The following is a 17268-nucleotide window of genomic DNA, read 5'->3' as shown; positions in this document are numbered from 1 at the left end:
TTGACAGTGTGAGGCGGGGCTGGGATATAAGTAGCAACGCAGCGGGGCCGGTAGGTCGAAGAAGCACCGCGCGCACGGGGAAAATAAGGTAATGACGCAGAACGAAGGCCAGGCCGGTGGACTCAACGGCCTACGGGTCATGGTAATTGATGACTCGAAAACCATCCGCCGCACCGCGGAAACCTTGCTCAAACGCGAGGGTTGCGAGGTCGTGACCGCGACGGACGGCTTCGAGGCCTTGGCCAAGATCGCCGACCAGCAGCCGCAGATCATCTTCGTGGACATCATGATGCCGCGCCTGGATGGCTACCAGACCTGCGCGCTCATCAAGAACAACCAGGTGTTCAAGTCGACACCGGTCATCATGCTGTCGTCCAAGGACAGCCTGTTCGACAAGGCGCGCGGGCGCATCGTCGGCTCGGAGCAGTACCTGACCAAGCCGTTCACGCGCGAGGAGCTCCTCGACGCGATCCGCGCCCACGTCAGCACCTGAGGGCGCTGACGGCATGGCAACCATTCGCACTGAGTGCACAGGGGGCGGGCCATGATCCGCACACCGTTCGATACCTTGGCCGAATACGAGCGCCGCAGCCTGGCGCACGCCGTGCTGCAGCCTGCGCGCGAAGTCGCGCAGGACCAGTACCGGGGCGTCGGCTACCGCGTGGGCAAGCGCCGGCTGATTTCCAACTTCGGGGAAGTGGTGGAAATCGTGCCGATGCCGCCGGTGACGCCGGTGCCCGGCGGGCACCCGTGGCTGCTGGGCATCGGCAACCTGCGCGGCAACCTGTTTCCGGTCGTGGACCTGAAGCAGTTCCTGGAAGGCGAACGCACCGTCCTGCATGAAGGCCAGCGCGTGCTGGTGATGCGCCAGGCCGGCGGCGACGTGGCGCTGACCATCGACGAGCTCTACGGCCAGCGCAGCTTCCACGAATCGCAGCAGGTCGAGCCGGGGGATCTGGCGGAAGGCCGCTACGGGCATTTCATCGATCGCGCGTTCCGCAGCGACGATCAGCATTGGGGTGTGTTCGCGTTGTCGTTGCTGGCGCGCACGCCCGAGTTCCGTCAAGCCGCGCTCTGAGCGCGGAAACATTTGAAGAAATTTCCAGGGGTTGAACGATGAGCACCGCGACGGATTCTCCCACCGCCAGCAAGATCGGCAGTTTCAGCAACAACTTCTGGTTGCTGTTGCTGGCCCTGTCGGTGCTGATCTTCGGCGCCAACACGGGTGTCGCCACCTACCAGGGCAGCCGCCTGTCGGGCGCCAGCACAGGCGCATCGGACATGCGCGTGCTGTCCCAGCAGCTGGCCAACCAGGGTCGGGAAGCGGTGTCGGGTAACGCCGAGGCGTTCAAGGCCTTCAAGGAAACCAAGCAGTCGGTGGAATCCACCGTCACCCAGCTGCAGAGCCGCTTCGGCAGCGAAGGCGCCATCGCCGGCCCACTGCGCAAGGTCACCGAGACCTGGGCGCCGCTGGGCAAGAACGCCAACCAGATCGTTGCGTCGGAAGCCGCGGTGCTGGCGCTGGCCGGCAACGCCGACCGCTTCGCCACCCAGGTGCCCCAGCTGCAGGCGCAGCTCAACGAAGTGGTGCGCGCCATGTCCGCCGGCGGCGCCCCGTCGTCGCAGATCTACAGCGCGCTGCAGCAGGTCGTGCTGGCCGGCACCATGGCCCGCCGCCTGACGGAAATCCGCGCCGGTGGCGCCGCCGCGTCCACCGCCGGCGACGCGCTGGGCCGCGACGCCGTGCTGTTCGGCCAGGTGCTGGAAGGCCTGCGCAACGGCAACGCCGACCTCGGCATCGCCCCGGTGCGCAATGCCGGCGCACTGGCGGCGCTGGACCAGTCGCAGGCGCTGTGGACCAACATGAAGAAGGACCTGGACGCGATCCTGGCCTCCTCGCGCAACCTGTTCGCCGCGCAGTCCGCGGCCGCCGCGCTGACCAACGGCTCGGGCCAGATGCTGCAGGACAGCACCAACCTGTTCCAGGCCTTCTCGGCCTTCGGTTCGGTGCGCGATACGCGCCTGTTCCCGAACTTCTGGCTGGGCATCGCCTCCGGTATCGCCGCGCTGATCTCCATCGTGGGTCTGTTGTGGTCGCTGTACCGCACCCGCCAGCGCGAGCAGGAAGTGCGCTACCAGACGCAGGTGGAATACAACAGCCGCAACCAGCAGGCGATCATGCGGCTGCTGGACGAAATCAGTTCGCTGGGTGAAGGCGACCTGACGGTGAAGGCGTCGGTGACGGAAGACATGACCGGCGCCATCGCGGACGCCATCAACTACGCCGTGGACGAACTGCGCAACCTGGTGACCACGATCAACGACACCTCGGTGCAGGTCGCGGCCTCGACGCAGGAAACGCAGGCCACCGCGCTGCAGCTGGCCGAGGCCGCCGGCCACCAGGCCGACCAGATCACCACCGCCTCCGACCGCATCAGCGAGATCGCGACCAGCATCGACCAGGTGTCGAAGAACTCCACCGAGTCGGCCGAAGTGGCGCAGCGCTCGGTGCAGATCGCCACCGAGGGCGCCGGCGTCGTGCGCGAAACCATCCGCGGCATGGATCAGATCCGCGACCAGATCCAGGAAACCTCCAAGCGCATCAAGCGCCTGGGCGAGTCCTCGCAGGAAATCGGCTCGGTGGTGGAACTGATCAACGACATTTCCGAACAGACCAACATCCTGGCGCTCAACGCGGCCGTGCAGGCGGCCTCGGCCGGTGAAGCGGGCCGCGGTTTCGCGGTCGTGGCCGACGAAGTGCAGCGCCTCGCCGAACGCACCTCGGGCGCGACGCGCCGCATCGAATCGCTGGTGCAGACGATTCAGGCCGATACCAACGAAGCGGTCAGCTCGATGGAGCAGACCACCGCCGAAGTGGTGTCCGGTGCGCGACTGGCCGAAGACGCGGGTACCGCGCTGGGCGAGATCGAGCGCGTGTCGAACGACCTGAACAACCTCATCAAGGGCATCTCCAGCGCCGCGCAGCAGCAGTCCGCGGCGGCCCTGGACATCACCCAGACCATGGGCGTAATCCGCCAGATCACCTCGCAGACCTCGATGGGTGCGGGGCAGACGGCGGAGTCGATCGGCCACCTTGCGCAGCTGGCCGCGGACCTGCGCCGCTCGGTCGCCGACTTCAAGCTGCCGGGTTGAGGACGGGAAGCACTGCATGAACCTCCTTATCCTTCCCGCCCGCCTGCAGCGCGAGGCTGACGGCATCGCCGTCGCCGCGGGAGCACGCCCATGAGTGCGCTGCGCGAAGCCATGAGCCACGCCGTGCTCGGCTGGGTGAAGCCCGAGCTGGACGAAACCCTGCGCCTGGTGCGGCAGGAAATCGAAGCCTTCGTCGAAACCCCGTCCGACACCAGCCGCATGCGCTTCTGCGCCGGCTACCTGCACCAGGTGCAGGGCACGCTGCGGATGGTCGAGCTTTACGCCCCGGCGATGGTCGCCGAGGAACTGGAAATGCTGTCGCGCGCGCTGCAGGACGGCAGCGTCGCCGATCGCGACGAAGCCTGTTCCACGCTGATGCGTGGCGCCGTGCTGTTGCCCGATTATCTGGAGCGACTGCAGGAAGGCCATCGCGACATCCCGATCGTGCTGCTGCCGCTGCTCAACGAGATCCGCGCCTCGCGCGGGGCATCGCTGATCAACGAAAGCATGCTGTTCCCGCCGGGCACCCAGCCCGATGCGGCCGCGCCCAGCGAGGCCGAGATCGACCACGCACGCAGCAGCCTGAGCGGCCGCAACCGCGAACTGCTCGATACGGTCGGCAACGCGGTGAAGGAAGAACTGCTGCGGGTGAAGGATGCGCTTGACCTGCATCTGCGCACCGGCAACGACGCCAACGAACTGGAGCCGCAGGTCGCCGAACTGGGCAACGTGGCCGATACGCTGGGCATGATGGGCCTGGGCATGGCCCGCGACGTGGTCATGCAGCAGCGCGACACGCTGCGCGAAGTCGTCGCCGGCCAGCGGCCGGCCGACGAAGGCACGCTGCTGGATGTCGCCGGCGCGCTGCTCTACGTGGACGCCTCGCTGGACGACCAGGTGGCACGCCTCGGTACGGCCGGCGACAGCACGCCCGACCCGAGTACGGCCGAATCGCAGCGCACGCTGGAAGTGCTGGCGCAGGAAGCCATCATCAATTTCGCCGGCGCGCGCGAGCGCTTCGTCGCCTTCATCGAAACCAACTGGGACCACAGCGAGCTGGGCGAAGTGCCGCGGCTGCTGGACGAAGTCTCCGGTGCGCTGCGCATGCTGGAACTCGGCCAGGCCGGCGACTACGTCACCGGCGTGCGTCGCTACGTCAGCGCCGAGCTGATCGGCAAGAAGCGCGTGCCGGGCGGGGCGCAGCTGGACACGCTGGCCGATGCGATGGCCAGCCTGGAGTACTACCTGGAGGCGTTGCGCGAGCGTCGCCCCAACCGCGAAGACATCCTGGAAATCACCCGCGGCAGCCTGGAAAGCCTGCGTTACTGGCCGCTGCCCGCCGAGGTCGTCGAAGCCGAGCCCGAGCCTGTCGTGGCCGCGGCGCCGGCCGTCGCTGCCCCCGTCGTCGCTGCCCCCGTCGTGGTGGACGCGGTCGAAACCCCGGTCGCGGATATCGCGCCAGTGGCGGAAGCCGTGGCCGAGACCAGTGCGTTCGGCGGGCTCTCGCTGGAACCGCTGGACGCCACGCCTGCCGTGCCGTCGTCCGGCAATCCGTTCGACCCGGTGAGCTTCGAGGAAGAAGTGTCGCTCGACGCCGCGCCGGTCAGTGCCTTCACGGCCGACACCTCGTTCGAACTGGTCGATGAGCCTGTCGCGTTCGAGGACGCCGCCCCGGCCGCGCCGGTGGTGCAAGAAGAGACCGCCGTCGTCACGCCGCTGACCGAACCGGTCGCGCCCGCCTTCGCCGAAGCGCCCGCGCCCGTCGAGATGCCGGACCTGCGGCAGGAAGTCGCCGCCGCCGCGGCCGCGATTCCCGCCTCCACGCTCGGCGGTTTCGATGGCGATGCCACCGACATCGACGACGAGATCCGTGAAGTCTTCCTGGAAGAATTCGACGAGGAAATCGTCAACCTGCGCCAGCTGCTGCCCACCTGGCGTGCCAATCCGGACGACCTGGAACGCCTGCGTCCGATCCGCCGCGTCTTCCACACCCTCAAGGGCAGTGGGCGACTGGTCGGCGCGAAGACGCTGGGCGAGTTCAGCTGGAAGATCGAGAACATGCTCAACCGCGTGCTGGACCGCACGCGCGCGCCCGACCATGCGATCGAGGTTTTCCTGGAGCAGGCCTGCGAGGCGCTGCCGCAGCTCAACGCCGCGCTGCGCGGACAGGGCAGCGTGACCGCCGACCTCGCCGGCCTGCAGGACGTCGCCGATCGCCTCGCCGCCGGCGAGGACGCTTACTACAGCGCACAGCCGACCGTGCTGGATGACGATTTCGTCGCAGCCGAGGTGGCCGTCGTGGTCGCGCCGGTGGTCGAGGACGTTCCGGCGGTGTTCGAGCCGGAGATCGAGGGCACGCCCGCGTCCGTCGACGCGGTGCTGCGCGAGATCCTGGAGACCGAAGTCGACAACCACCTGGACACGGTCGATACCTGGCTGCTGCAGGCGCAGGTCAACGCGGTGCCCGTCACCGAGGAACTGCTGCGCGCCATGCACACCATGAACGGTGCGCTGGCAATGGCCGACGTGCCCGAGATCACCGGCGTCACCGGTCCGGCCGAGCAGTACATCAAGCGCCTGCTGGTCGTTGGCGAAACGCCCACGCCGGAAGGCGTGTCCGCGCTGGCCGATGCCGCGCAGGCCATCCGCCGCAGCATTTCCGCGCTGCAGGCGCCGTCGCCACGCATCCCGGTGTTCGCCGCGCTTGCCGGCCAGCTGGGCGCCCTGCGCGACAGCCTGCCCGAGCCGCGCAGCGGCGCGCAGATCGTCGACGACACCCACCAGGGCACCTACACGGAACAGATGCCGACCATCGATCCGCCGCTGGCGCCGATCGGCATCGAACTCGCCGCCATGGACCTGTCGGCCTACCTGGATACCGCAGCCGCCAATGGTGCCGGCGAGTCGCCGCCACCGCAGTGGGATGCGCCCGAACAGACGGTCGCGGGCAGCGACGCCCCGGCCGCCGCGGACCCGGCGCCGGTCGAACCCGCCGCGCCTGCACCGGCGGGCGTCACGTTCTACGACATCGACTACCGCATCACGCCGCGTTCGCGTGCCTTCGACGCAGAACCTGCCGACGCCGTGCCGCCGTCCATCGAAGGCGTGGACGCCGCGTCCGGGACGCCGGTCGCGACTGACGATGGGGTCAGCGAAGTGTCGAACCTCGATGACGCCGTCATCGAAGAGATCACGCTCGAATCGACCGACACCCTTGAAGCAACCGTCGACGACGGTGCCGTGCTGGTCGAAGCGACGGAGATCGAAGAGATCGTGGTCGCCACCGATGCCACCGACGACGCGCTGTCGCTGGAAGAAGAAGCGACCGCCGCAGACGTGGATCCGGCCCCTGTCGACACGCTCGCGGTCGAAGACAACATGCCTGAACTGGCTGCCGGCGACGCCGTTGCCGGCGAGGACGCCATCGACACGCCGACGGACACCGTCGTGCCGGTTCCGGAGGTGGAGGCAACCGCAGCGGACACCGTGCTGCCCGACGAAGCGGTGGCGAGCGACGACGTGGGCGACGCCATCGAAGAGATCGAGCTGGCGACGGCCGAAGCCACGGAAGAAGTTGTCGAGCAGGCCGGATCGGAAGCCGATGCCTCGGTGGAGGACGCGTCCGTCGAGGACGCCATCGTCGACGACGCGGTCACGGCGGAAGAACTTGTCGCCAGCGAAGAAGATGCGGCCGACGTCGCGGATATCGCGGCAGACGTGGCGGCCGTGGAAGACGCCACCGAGCAAGACATCGCTGTCGTCCCGGCGGACTCCGCCGACGAGGCCGCGCCCGAAGTCGTCGCCTCCGCCGAAGCCGAGGAGCCTGCCGTGACCAGCGCACCGCCTGCCGACATGCCGGAGCCGGAAGATGCCCTTGACGTGACCGGGCTCGACCTGGAGCTCGTCGAGATCTTCATCGAGGAAGGCAACGACCTGCTCGACCACTCCGACGACCTGCTCGCCAAGCTGCGCGACACGCCCGAGGACCGCGCACTGATCACCAGCCTGCAGCGCGACCTGCACACCTTGAAGGGTGGCGCGCGCATGGCGGGCATCCATGCCGTCGGCGACCTGGGCCACGCCATCGAATCGATGCTGGAATCCATCGCCGGCCAGCGCACCGAAATGGACCGCCCGGCGATCCAGCTGCTCGAACGTGGTTTCGACGCACTGCACGGGCAGCTCGCCCGCGTCACCGCACGCCGCGCCGTCAAGGTGCCGGACGGCATGATCGCCGAGTTCAATGCCCGTGCCCGCGGCATCGAACTGCCGGCCGCCCCTGCCGCCTCCACGGAACCCGTTGTACCGGTCGAACTGGCGCCGCTGTCCGCGCCCATCGAGACCGAGTTCACCGCGCCGGTGGAAGAAGAGTTCTTCCCGCAGGGCCAGCAGGAACAGGTACGCGTGCGCGCCGACCTGCTCGACCGCCTGGTCAACCACGCCGGCGAAGTGGCCATCTACCGCGCCCGCCTGGAACAGCAGCTGGGTGCGTTCCGCGGCGCGATGTCCGAACTGGACCGCACCAACATCCGTCTGCATGACCAGCTGCGCCGTCTGGACCTGGAAACCGAGGCGCAGATCGTCGCCCGCTACCAGCGCGAGCACGAGAAGCAGGACCCCACGTTCGATCCGCTGGAACTGGACCGCTTCTCCACGCTGCAGCAGCTCAGTCGCGCGCTCGCCGAATCGGCCGCCGACATCAGCGGCCTGCAGGGCGTGCTGGACGACCTGGCGCGCCAGTACGACAGCCTGCTGCAGCAGCAGTCGCGCGTGAGTTCGGAGTTGCAGGACGGCCTGATGCGTGCGCGCATGGTGCCGTTCGAAGGCATCGTGCCGCGCCTGCGCCGCGTGCTGCGCCAGGCCGCCACCGATACGCACAAGCAGGTCAACCTGCAGCTGTCCGGCACCCACGGTGAAATGGACCGCAACGTGCTGGAGCGCATGACCGCGCCGCTGGAGCACCTGCTGCGCAACTCCGTGGCGCACGGCCTGGAAACGCCGAAGGAACGCCGCAAGGCGGGCAAGGCGGAAGAAGGCAAGGTGCAGGTCACGCTGCGCCGCGAAGGTTCGGAAATGGTGCTGGAAGTCACCGACGACGGCGCCGGCCTGAATCGCGAAGCGATCCGTCGCCGCGCCGAGCAGCGCGGCCTGATCCAGCCGGGCGTGGTGCTGGCCGATGCCGACCTCGATCGCCTGATCCTGGAGTCCGGCTTCAGCACCTACGACCAGGTCAGCCAGCTGGCCGGCCGTGGCGTGGGCATGGACGTGGTCTACAACGAAGTGCGCCAGCTGGGCGGCACGCTCGACATCCGTTCCACGCCGGGCAAGGGCGCCACCTTCACGCTGCGCCTGCCGCAGACGCTGGCGGTGACGCAGGCCGTGTTCGTGCAGATCGGCGAAGCGCAGTTCGCGGTGCCGGTGGCGGCGGTCAGCGGTATCGGCCGCATCAGCCATGCGCGCTTCGAGGCCGGCGCCGGTGTCTACCACTACGCCGGCGAAGACTATCCGCTGTACAACCTCGGCCACCTGGTGGGCCACAGTCCCGCCAAGGCCGAAGGCCAGGCGCAGGTGCCGCTGTTGCTGGTGCGCGCCGGTGAACTGCGCGCCGCCGTGGCCGTGGACCAGGTGCTGGGCAACCGCGAAATCGTGGTCAAGCCGGTCGGCCCGCAGATCGCCTCCATTCCGGGCATCTACGGCGCCACGATCACCGGCGACGGCAGCGTGGTGGTCATCCTGGATGCCGCGCCGCTGGTGCGTCGCCACCTGGCCCAGCCGCAGGAAGCCACGCAGCAGGTCACGACCGCCGAACAGCGCCGCGTGCCGCTGGTGATGGTGGTGGACGACTCGCTGACCATGCGCAAGGTGACCAGTCGCGTGCTGGAACGCCACAACTTCGAAGTCAGCGCCGCGCGCGATGGCGTCGAAGCCCTGGAGCGCCTGGAAGACCGCGTGCCCGACCTGATGCTGCTCGACATCGAAATGCCGCGCATGGACGGTTACGAGCTGGCCACCGCGATGAAGGCCGATCCACGCTTCAAAGACGTGCCCATCGTGATGATCACCTCGCGTACCGGCGACAAGCATCGTCAGCGCGCCTTCGATATCGGCGTGCAGCGTTACCTGGGCAAGCCGTACCAGGAACTCGATCTGATGCGCAATGTGTACGACCTGCTGGGAATCGCCCGTGTCCGTGAGTGAAACCAAACGCGTAGCCCTGCTGGCACGTCCGGGTGAAGCGCGCGAGCGCCTGCGCGTGGCGTTGCACGAAGCCGGTGCGGAGATCGTGCTGGAAGACGACCCCAACAGCCTGGACGGCGCCACGCTGGGCAACAGCGCGCCGCAGGTGGTGCTGGTCGCGCTGGAGCCTGCCATCGAGGACAGCCTGGAGCGTTTCGACGACGTGCTGCACGACCCCGCGGTGGCGGTGATCTATGACGAGGCCGAGCTGGCCGCGCGCCGGCAGGGGTGGGAAGCCCAGCGCTGGGCGCGCCACCTGTCAGCCAAGCTGCATGGCCATCAGGACGTGCTGCCGCCCGGCCGCGAAGAAGAAGTGACGCTGCAGCTCGAACCCGGCCTGCCGGTGACGCCCGCGCAGCTGCACGAAGGGGCCGAGATCGGCCTGCACCTGGACGAAGCCGCTGACCTCGCGCTGGACCTGCCCCGCGATGATTTCGCCTTCACCGGTGGCGTGCCTCAGGCCACGGCCGACCAGGTGGTGGATGTCGACCAGTGGCTGCGCAATGCCGCGCCGCCTGCGCCGGTCCCGCCACCCTTGACCGACCTGCCGGTCGAGTCCGCCGTCGCCACGCCGCCGGAAATGCCCAAGGCGAAAGTCGAACTGTCGCTGATGGACCTGGAGCCGGTGGGCAGCGCGGCCGCCGCGCGCGTGCAGGGCGCTGTGCTGGTGTTTGCCGGCATCGGGGGACCCGATGCGGTGCGCAAGCTGCTGATCGAACTGCCGGAAGGTTTCCCCAAGCCCGTGCTGGTGCACCTGCGCCTGGATGGCGGCCGCTACGACAACCTGGTCAGGCAGATGGCGCGCATCGCGCACATGCCGGTGGCGTTGGCCGAAGCCGGTACGCCGGCCGATGCGGGCACCATCTACGTGATGCCCGGTGACGTGGTGCCGATGGTGGACGCCGGCGTGGTCAGCTTCCGCCCCGGCGCGGTCATCAGCGGCGTCATCGCGCAGTTGCCGCCCAAGGACAGCGCGGTGCTGCTGCTCAGCGGCAGCGATACCGCGCTGGTCGATTCATCCGCAACGCTGGCGACGCAGGGTGCGCTGGTCATGGGGCAGTCGCAGGACGGCTGCTACGACCCGGCCGCGCCCAAGGCGCTGGCCGCCCGTGGCTGCGACCTGGGTTCGCCCGCGCAGCTCGCCCAACGACTGACCGACCGCTGGTTCTGAGGAACATACGATGGCCCATTCCAACGACGAAATCCGCGGCGTCCTTATCCAGGCCGGTGAACACCGGCTGCTGCTGCCCAACGCCACGGTCGCCGAAGTGCTGACCCGCGCGCCGGTGGAGCCCATTGCCGGGATGCCCGACTGGCTGCCCGGCCAGATCGACTGGCACGGCCGCGCGGTGCCGCTGGTCGCGTTCGGCCGGCTGACCGGCAACACCTCCGACGCCATTGCATTGAACAGCAAGATCGTGGTGTTGAAGGCGCTCAGCGGCAACAAGGATCGTCCTTATTTCGCACTGCTGACGCCGTCGTTCCCGCGCCTGGTGTCGGTGCCACGCGACGGCCTGCTGGCCGACGCGACCGAGGAAGACCTGCCGGTCGGGGTGAAGGTGCGCGTGCTGCTCGGTGACGAGGCTGCCGTGCTGCCGGACCTGGAGACGGTCGAAACGATGATCGACAACGCCCTGGCGCAGGCCGCCTGAGCGGCGTTCGCGCCCTGCAGGTGGCTTTCACGGGCCATCGACCTGGCTGAACCTTTGGCGCGACGCCTCGTGCGCATTCACCGTCGATTCGGCTGAACCACGGCAACGTCATCGCCGCAACGAGGAGGAAGCCATGAACAAGCCGATGATCCTGATCGCCCTGCTTGCCGCTGCGCCGCTGGCGCATGCGCAGACCGTCGAGACCGCGCCGGTGTCGCAGAACGCTATCACCTACCAGAGCAGCACCGAGGCCCGCTTGAATGGCGGCAGCACGCAGCTGCAGGCCGGCACGGGACCAGTCACGGTGACGTGGGGCCAGTCGCAGACCTTGAACAATGCCTCGCACTACCGCGCCACGGTCGCCGATCTCGATACCAATGGCGACGGCGTGCTGGTGCGCGCGGAGATTCCGGAAAGCCACGCGCTGCACAGCGAATTCCGCCTGGTGGACAGCAACCGGGATGGCCGCATCACCCAGGCGGAACTCTCCAACTGGCGTTGAGCCGGCAGGGAAAAACGTACCTGCGCCAGGCCGAACCGTCCGGGCCGGCCTAGAGATCCCCGAAGCGGGACTGCAGCGCCGCGATGGCCGCCAGGCCGGCGGTTTCCGTGCGCAGGATGCGCGGACCCAGGCGTAGGCCAGTGAACCCGGCCTGGCGCAGCGTTTCGCGATCACGCGGCGACCAGCCTCCCTCCGGACCAATCGCGATCACCGCGCGCCCGCCATCGATGCTGACAGTGCCCAGCGACGCTTCGCCTTGCGGGTCCAGCGTCAGCAGGGCGGTGTCCTCCTTTGCCTGGCCCCGAGCGGCCTCGTCCAGCGCGCACGGCGTTGACAGCACCGGCACGATCGCGCGGCCGCTCTGTTCGCAGGCGGAGGTGATGACGTTGCGCCAATGCGCAAGCCGCTTCTCCGTGCGCTCGGCATCCAGCTTCACTTCGGTACGCTCCGCGATGACAGGCACCACGGCGGCGACGCCGAGCTCCGTCGCCTTCTGCAGGATCAGGTCCATCTTCTCGCCGCGTGCGATGCCCTGGAGCAGGGTGATGTGCAGCGGCGACTCGTTGTCCACCGGATGAGACGACAGGATGTCGGCCGTCACTTCGCGCTTGCCGACGGTGGCGATGCGCGCGGGATGGTCGTGCCCGTCCCCGTTGAACAGCACGCACGGGTCGCCTTCGCGCAGGCGCAGCACGCGGGAGAGGTGGTTCGCGGTGGATTCCGGCAACACGACGGTGCCGCCGACCGCTAGCGGCATGTCCACGTAACTGCGGGTCAGGCGCATGGGAAACCTCGCGGGTGTGCGGGGGCGACCGGATTCATGCCGTCGCCTCGTCGATGGCGGCCCGGGTGACGTCGGCCAACAGTTGCAGCTGTTCCGCATCCACGCAGTACGGCGGCATCCAGTACAGCACGTCACCCAGCGGGCGCAGTACGACGCCCCGGGCCAGCGCGGCGCGGTAGGCCTTCAGGCCGATGCGCGAGGCGGCGGGGAACGGGGTGGCCTTGTTGCCGCCCTCGGTCAGTTCGAAGGCCAGCATCATGCCGGCCTGCCGAACGTCGGCCACATGCCGGTGCTGCGACAGCGGTTCGGCCAGTGCTGTCATCGCGGCGGCGGTGGCGCGGTTGCGGGTGAGGATGTCGTCATCGCGGAACACCTGCAGCGACGCCAGCGCCGCCGCGCATGCCAGCGGATTGCCGGTGTAGCTGTGCGAATGCAGGAACGCGCGCTCCCGTGAATCGTCCAGGAAGCCGTCGTAGATCGCCTGCGTCGCCAGCACCGCGGCCAACGGCAGGAAGCCGCCAGTGAGTCCCTTCGACAGGCACAGCAGGTCGGGCATCACGCCCGAGGATTCGCTGGCGAACAGCGTGCCGGTGCGGCCGAAGCCGACCGCGATCTCGTCGGCGATCAGGAACGCGCCACTGGCATCGCACAGTTCACGCACGCGCGCCAGATAGTCGGGATGGTGCATGCGCATGCCGCCGGCGCACTGCACGCGGGGTTCGACGATCACCGCGCAGACTTCCCCGGCATGCCGTTCCAGCAACGCCGCCAGGGCATCGGCTGCGCGCGCTGCGCAGTCGGCGGCGGACTCGCCGGGGCGGGCCAGGTAGGCATCCGGTGATGGGGCGAACAGGGCCTCGGCCAGCAACGGGGCATAGACGCGGCGGTACAGCGGGATGTCGCCCACCGCCAGCGCGCCGAGCGTCTCCCCGTGGTAGCCGTTCTCCAGCGCGATGAAGCGGGTACGGCGGTGTTCGCCGCGGTTGTGGAACCAGTGGAACGCCATCTTCAGCGCCACTTCCACGCCGGCCGATCCGTTGTCCGCGTAGAAGACCTTGGCCAGCGGCGCGCGATCGGACTGGCGCGGTGCGATCGCCAGCAGGCGCTCGGCCAGTTCCACCGCCGGCGCATGGGTGAAGCCGGCCAGCATCACCTGTTCCAGCTGCATCGCCTGCGCGCCGATGGCGGCGGCGATGCGCGGTTCGGCGTGGCCGAACAGGTTGGTCCACCAGCTGCTGACCGCATCCAGGTAGCGCCTGCCGTCGTGGCCGATCAGCCAGGCGCCTTCGCCCCGTGCGATCGGCACCAGGGGCAGGGTGTCGGGATGCTCCCGCATCTGGGTACACGGGTGCCAGACCACCGACAAATCCCGGACACGCCAGTCGTCCGCCTCTGTTAGCATTCCCACTTGATGATTCGTCTGTCGCATCCCCCCATGATATCGGCCACCGCCCCCTGTCGTCCCCGTGTCTCGTGCCGGGTGCCGGGCGTTGGCGGCGCGGCATGAATCGTCTACCCACCATCCATGGCATCACCGAGCGGGCCGACGGCCCGGACCGGCATGTCGAGGAACTGGACCTGGAGTTCAGCAACGGGGAACGCCGGCGTTACCACCGCCTGAAGTCCACCGGCCATGGCGCGGTGGTCGTGGTGCCCATGATCGATGACGACACCGTGCTGCTGGTGCGCGAATACGCTGCTGGCGTGCACCGCTACGAACTCGGCCTGGTGAAGGGCCGCATCGACGCGGGCGAGTCGCCCGAAGAGGCGGCCGACCGCGAACTGAAAGAGGAAGCCGGTTTCGGCGCGCGCCGCATCGACGTGCTGCGCAGCCTGAGCCTGGCGCCGACCTACATGAGCCACCAGTCCTGGCTGGTGGTGGCAAGAGACCTGTACCCGGAGCGGTTGCCCGGGGACGAACCCGAGGAGTTGGAAGTCGTGCCGTGGAAGATTGATGCCCTCGACCAGCTGATGCTGCGCGAGGATTTTTCGGAGGGTCGTTCGCTGGCGGCTTTGTTCATTGCCCGCGAATGGTTGCAAGGTAATCGATGAGCCGTATGACCGCCGACCTGCACGAAGCCGTCATCGTCATTGCCCGCGAAGCGGGCCAGGCGATCATGGCCGTCTACGAACACGCTTTCGATGTGCACCAGAAGAGCGATGACAGTCCGCTGACCGCCGCCGACCTGGCCGCGCACCGCGTCATCGCCGAAGGCCTGCAGCGGCTGACCCCGCAGTGGCCGGTACTGTCCGAGGAAGCCGCCGACATCGCCTGGAGCGAGCGCAGCCAGTGGCCGACCTACTGGCTGGTGGATCCGCTGGACGGCACGCGGGAATTCATCAAGCGCAACGGCGAGTTCACCGTCAACATCGCGCTGATCGAACACAACGAACCCATCTTCGGTGTGGTGCATGCGCCGGTGACCGGCGAGACCTGGCACGCCCGGCAGGGTCGCAACGCCTATCGTCGTGTCGGCGAGGTGGACACGCTGCTGCGCACGCGCGCGCCCGCCAACGGCACGTTGAAAGTGGCTGCCAGCCGCTCGCACCGCGATGCGCGCACGCAGGCCTTCCTCGACCGCATGGGCGCCATCGAGGAAGTCGCGCTGGGTTCTTCGCTGAAGTTCTGCCGCATCGCCGAAGGCACGCTGGACGTGTATCCCCGCTTCGGCCCGACCAGCGAATGGGACACCGCGGCCGCGCAGTGCGTGCTGGAAGCGGCCGGCGGCGCGCTGCTGGCACCCGATGGCCGGTCGTTCCGCTACAACCGCCGCGACACGCTGCTCAACGGGGATTTCGTCGCGCTGGGCGACATGACCCTGCCGTGGCGCCGCTGGCTGGAAGAAAGCCATGACGGGACCGGGCATGGATACGCGCGCCAGGCCTGAGACGGACATCGCGGCACTGCTGGCCATCATGGCCAGGCTGCGTGATCCGGACGGTGGCTGTCCGTGGGACCTGGAGCAGGATTTCGCGACGATCGCGCCGTATACCGTCGAGGAAGCCTACGAAGTCGCCGACGCGATCGACCGCAACGATCTCCCGGCCCTGAAGGATGAACTGGGCGACCTGCTGCTGCAGGTCGTCTTCCACGCGCAGATGGCGCAGGAGCAGGGCGCGTTCGCGTTCGGCGATGTGGTGGCCGCCATCTGCGACAAGATGGTGCGCCGGCATCCCCATGTATTCGGCAGCGACGACGTCGCCGATGCGGAAGCGCAGACGGCCAACTGGGAAGCCATCAAGCGTGCCGAACGCCAGGCCGCCGGTGACGGGGACGCCTCGGCGTTGGCCGGCGTGTCGCGCGGGCTGCCCGAATGGCAGCGCGCGGTGAAGCTGCAGTCACGCGCCGCCCGCGTGGGCTTCGACTGGCCGGACACCGCACCGGTCATCGACAAACTGCACGAGGAGATCGACGAAGTACGCGTCGAGCTTGCCGCGGCGCCTTCGCCCGAGCGCGACGCAAGGCTGGAGGACGAGATCGGTGACCTGCTGTTCGTCGCCGCCAATCTTGCGCGCCACGCCAAGGTGGACGTGGGTGGCGCGTTGCGTCGCGCCAACCTGAAGTTCGAGCGACGCTTCCGTGCAATGGAGGCGTTGGCTGCCGAAGAAGGGACCACGATGTCCGCGCTGACGCTGGAGCAGCAGGAAGCGTTGTGGCTGCGCGTCAAGCAGCAGGAACGCGCTGCAGGCTGAGCCGGCCTTCGCTGGCGAGGACTGGCGGTGGGCCAGCGCGCACCCTACGCTGGACGCATGAAGACCCTGCTGCTGTTCCTCGTCACCGCCGTGGCCGAGATCGTCGGCTGCTACCTGCCGTACCTGTGGCTGCGCAAAGGGGGCAGTGCGTGGCTGCTGCTGCCCGCGGCCGCCAGTCTCGCCCTGTTCGCCTGGTTGCTGACCCTGCATCCCACTGCCTCCGGCCGGGTCTATGCGGCTTATGGCGGCGTCTACGTCACCGTCGCGATCTTCTGGCTGTGGGCGGTGGATGCGGTGAAGCCGACCCGTGGGGACCTGCTGGGCGTCGGCTTGTGCCTGGCCGGCATGGCGGTGATCATGTTCTCGCCACGCGCCATCTGACCCTGTGGGAGGGGACATGAGCCGCTTCGCCAGCTTCCGCGAGTTCTATCCGTTCTATCTCAACGAACACAGCAACCGCACCTCGCGCCGGCTGCATTTCATAGGCAGCTGCGGCGTGCTCGCGCTGCTGGTGCTGGCCATCGTGGATCGCAACGCCTGGTGGCTGCTCGCGGCGTTGTTCTGCGGCTACGGCTTTGCCTGGGTGGGCCACTTCTTCTTCGAGAAGAACCGCCCCGCCACTTTCAAGCATCCGTTCTATTCCTTCGCCGGCGACTGGGTGATGTTCAAGGACATCCTGACCGGCAAGATCCGGTTCTGATGGCGGAGAGGCCGTTTCGTTTGGGGCATCTCGACGGTGACCAATGGGTCGCTTATCGTCATCCCGAAACGTTTGAACTGTCTGGACGGCTGGTCGCGGGCGTACCCGGAAGTGATCCACGCTTGTTCAAAGCGATGCTGGCGCTCCTGCAGGGTCCCGTACGATTGCTGTATGTGTTGCACACTCCCCGAGGGGAGGCAGCGCCTGGCCGTTACGAAAGTCCCGACCTCTCGTTGGAGGGAGCGACGCATTTCATCGAGCGGTTTGCCGACTTCCTCGCAGCTGATGGACGTTTCGACCTGTGGGCTCACTCCGCCACGGACCGGGCCACCGTCGTCTGGGACCGGCATGACCAATTGTTTTGCTATGGCCCTGTGGATCGCTTCGCCTCCAGGCTTAGGGAATTGGGCTTCAGCGCGGGTAACGTAGACATCCCTGCGCCTCACCGGCATCACTACCACAAGGACATGGATACGCTTGCCGCAGGCGTCATGTGTGCGTTCGAATGGCACCACAGTCCATTGAAACCCGAGGACGAACAATAGCT

General features: G+C 68.0%; 15 protein-coding genes. 13 read left to right on the top strand and 2 right to left on the bottom strand.

Annotated features, from left to right (window positions below; genetic code table 11):
- Window positions 1-91: 91 nt before the first annotated feature.
- From OVA13_RS09660 to OVA13_RS09630, 7 genes are all read left to right on the top strand, one after another.
- Complete coding sequence (locus tag OVA13_RS09660) at window positions 92-493, top strand: response regulator (RefSeq protein ID WP_056879689.1); 402 nt, start codon at window positions 92-94, stop codon at window positions 491-493.
- A gap of 54 nt (window positions 494-547) precedes the next feature.
- Entirely contained in the window at window positions 548-1078 is a 531-nt protein-coding gene (locus tag OVA13_RS09655; protein ID WP_267793499.1) for a chemotaxis protein CheW, read from the top strand.
- A 38-nt stretch (window positions 1079-1116) separates the two neighbouring features.
- Complete coding sequence (locus OVA13_RS09650) at window positions 1117-3153, top strand: methyl-accepting chemotaxis protein (RefSeq protein ID WP_267790278.1); 2037 nt, start codon at window positions 1117-1119, stop codon at window positions 3151-3153.
- A 90-nt stretch (window positions 3154-3243) separates the two neighbouring features.
- Window positions 3244-9351, top strand: a complete 6108-nt coding sequence (locus tag OVA13_RS09645; RefSeq protein WP_267790277.1) for an Hpt domain-containing protein — start codon at window positions 3244-3246, stop codon at window positions 9349-9351.
- Window positions 9311-10561 carry a chemotaxis protein CheB gene (locus OVA13_RS09640; RefSeq protein ID WP_267790276.1) on the top strand — a complete coding sequence of 417 codons (1251 nt, stop codon included), beginning with the start codon at window positions 9311-9313 and terminating at the stop codon, window positions 10559-10561. The genes OVA13_RS09645 and OVA13_RS09640 overlap by 41 nt, the downstream gene beginning before the upstream one ends.
- Before the next feature lie 10 nt (window positions 10562-10571).
- A complete protein-coding gene (locus OVA13_RS09635) occupies window positions 10572-11042 on the top strand; it encodes a chemotaxis protein CheW (RefSeq protein ID WP_267790275.1) in 471 nt (156 codons plus the stop codon).
- Window positions 11043-11175: 133 nt separating this feature from the next.
- On the top strand, window positions 11176-11544 hold the full coding sequence (locus OVA13_RS09630) for an EF-hand domain-containing protein (protein WP_267790274.1): 369 nt from the start codon (window positions 11176-11178) through the stop codon (window positions 11542-11544).
- A 49-nt stretch (window positions 11545-11593) separates the two neighbouring features.
- Here OVA13_RS09630 and OVA13_RS09625 read toward each other — a convergent pair whose 3' ends face one another.
- Entirely contained in the window at window positions 11594-12328 is a 735-nt protein-coding gene (locus OVA13_RS09625; RefSeq protein ID WP_267790273.1) for a 16S rRNA (uracil(1498)-N(3))-methyltransferase, read from the bottom strand.
- A gap of 34 nt (window positions 12329-12362) precedes the next feature.
- A complete protein-coding gene (gene bioA, locus OVA13_RS09620; RefSeq protein ID WP_267790272.1) occupies window positions 12363-13757 on the bottom strand; it encodes an adenosylmethionine--8-amino-7-oxononanoate transaminase in 1395 nt (464 codons plus the stop codon).
- A gap of 74 nt (window positions 13758-13831) precedes the next feature.
- On the opposite strand from bioA, the gene nudE reads away from it, so the two are divergent.
- Genes nudE through OVA13_RS09590 form a run of 6 tightly spaced genes read left to right on the top strand, consistent with a single transcriptional unit; the run spans window position 13832 to window position 17266 of the window.
- Window positions 13832-14380 (top strand): ADP compounds hydrolase NudE, encoded by a 549-nt coding sequence (gene nudE / locus OVA13_RS09615; RefSeq protein WP_267790271.1) that lies wholly within the window; start codon window positions 13832-13834, stop codon window positions 14378-14380.
- Window positions 14377-15216: a 3'(2'),5'-bisphosphate nucleotidase CysQ gene (gene cysQ / locus OVA13_RS09610; RefSeq protein ID WP_267790270.1), complete on the top strand. Its 840-nt coding sequence runs from the start codon at window positions 14377-14379 to the stop codon at window positions 15214-15216. Before nudE ends, cysQ begins: the two co-directional genes overlap by 4 nt.
- Complete coding sequence (mazG, locus tag OVA13_RS09605) at window positions 15179-16021, top strand: nucleoside triphosphate pyrophosphohydrolase (RefSeq protein ID WP_267790269.1); 843 nt, start codon at window positions 15179-15181, stop codon at window positions 16019-16021. Before cysQ ends, mazG begins: the two co-directional genes overlap by 38 nt.
- 57 nt (window positions 16022-16078) lie before the next feature.
- Window positions 16079-16402, top strand: coding sequence for a YnfA family protein (locus OVA13_RS09600; protein ID WP_267790268.1), 324 nt, complete (start codon window positions 16079-16081; stop codon window positions 16400-16402).
- A gap of 16 nt (window positions 16403-16418) precedes the next feature.
- Window positions 16419-16721 carry an Mpo1-like protein gene (locus OVA13_RS09595; protein ID WP_267790267.1) on the top strand — a complete coding sequence of 101 codons (303 nt, stop codon included), beginning with the start codon at window positions 16419-16421 and terminating at the stop codon, window positions 16719-16721.
- The gene (locus OVA13_RS09590; protein WP_267790266.1) at window positions 16721-17266 is read left to right on the top strand and encodes a hypothetical protein; all 546 of its coding nucleotides are present in this window, start codon (window positions 16721-16723) and stop codon (window positions 17264-17266) included. Before OVA13_RS09595 ends, OVA13_RS09590 begins: the two co-directional genes overlap by 1 nt.
- Window positions 17267-17268 lie beyond the last annotated feature (2 nt).

It is taken from the genome of Pseudoxanthomonas sp. SL93 (assembly GCF_026625825.1).
In the GTDB taxonomy this organism is placed as follows: domain Bacteria; phylum Pseudomonadota; class Gammaproteobacteria; order Xanthomonadales; family Xanthomonadaceae; genus Pseudoxanthomonas_A.
Note: the sequence above shows the minus strand (reverse complement) of the source record. Positions and strands in the feature narration are given on the sequence as shown.

Bases quoted from the DNA above. Each gene is read 5' to 3' on its own strand.
- OVA13_RS09635 (WP_267790275.1), top strand. From the start codon at position 10,572: ATGGCCCATTCCAACGACGAAATCCGCGGCGTCCTTATCCAGGCCGGT.
- OVA13_RS09590 (WP_267790266.1), top strand. From the start codon at position 16,721: ATGGCGGAGAGGCCGTTTCGTTTGGGGCATCTCGACGGTGACCAATGG.
- OVA13_RS09600 (WP_267790268.1), top strand. From the start codon at position 16,079: ATGAAGACCCTGCTGCTGTTCCTCGTCACCGCCGTGGCCGAGATCGTC.
- bioA (WP_267790272.1), bottom strand. From the start codon at position 13,757: ATGCGACAGACGAATCATCAAGTGGGAATGCTAACAGAGGCGGACGAC.
- OVA13_RS09645 (WP_267790277.1), top strand. From the start codon at position 3,244: ATGAGTGCGCTGCGCGAAGCCATGAGCCACGCCGTGCTCGGCTGGGTG.
- OVA13_RS09660 (WP_056879689.1), top strand. From the start codon at position 92: ATGACGCAGAACGAAGGCCAGGCCGGTGGACTCAACGGCCTACGGGTC.
- OVA13_RS09595 (WP_267790267.1), top strand. From the start codon at position 16,419: ATGAGCCGCTTCGCCAGCTTCCGCGAGTTCTATCCGTTCTATCTCAAC.
- OVA13_RS09650 (WP_267790278.1), top strand. From the start codon at position 1,117: ATGAGCACCGCGACGGATTCTCCCACCGCCAGCAAGATCGGCAGTTTC.
- cysQ (WP_267790270.1), top strand. From the start codon at position 14,377: ATGAGCCGTATGACCGCCGACCTGCACGAAGCCGTCATCGTCATTGCC.
- nudE (WP_267790271.1), top strand. From the start codon at position 13,832: ATGAATCGTCTACCCACCATCCATGGCATCACCGAGCGGGCCGACGGC.
- mazG (WP_267790269.1), top strand. From the start codon at position 15,179: ATGACGGGACCGGGCATGGATACGCGCGCCAGGCCTGAGACGGACATC.
- OVA13_RS09625 (WP_267790273.1), bottom strand. From the start codon at position 12,328: ATGCGCCTGACCCGCAGTTACGTGGACATGCCGCTAGCGGTCGGCGGC.
- OVA13_RS09630 (WP_267790274.1), top strand. From the start codon at position 11,176: ATGAACAAGCCGATGATCCTGATCGCCCTGCTTGCCGCTGCGCCGCTG.
- OVA13_RS09640 (WP_267790276.1), top strand. From the start codon at position 9,311: ATGTGTACGACCTGCTGGGAATCGCCCGTGTCCGTGAGTGAAACCAAA.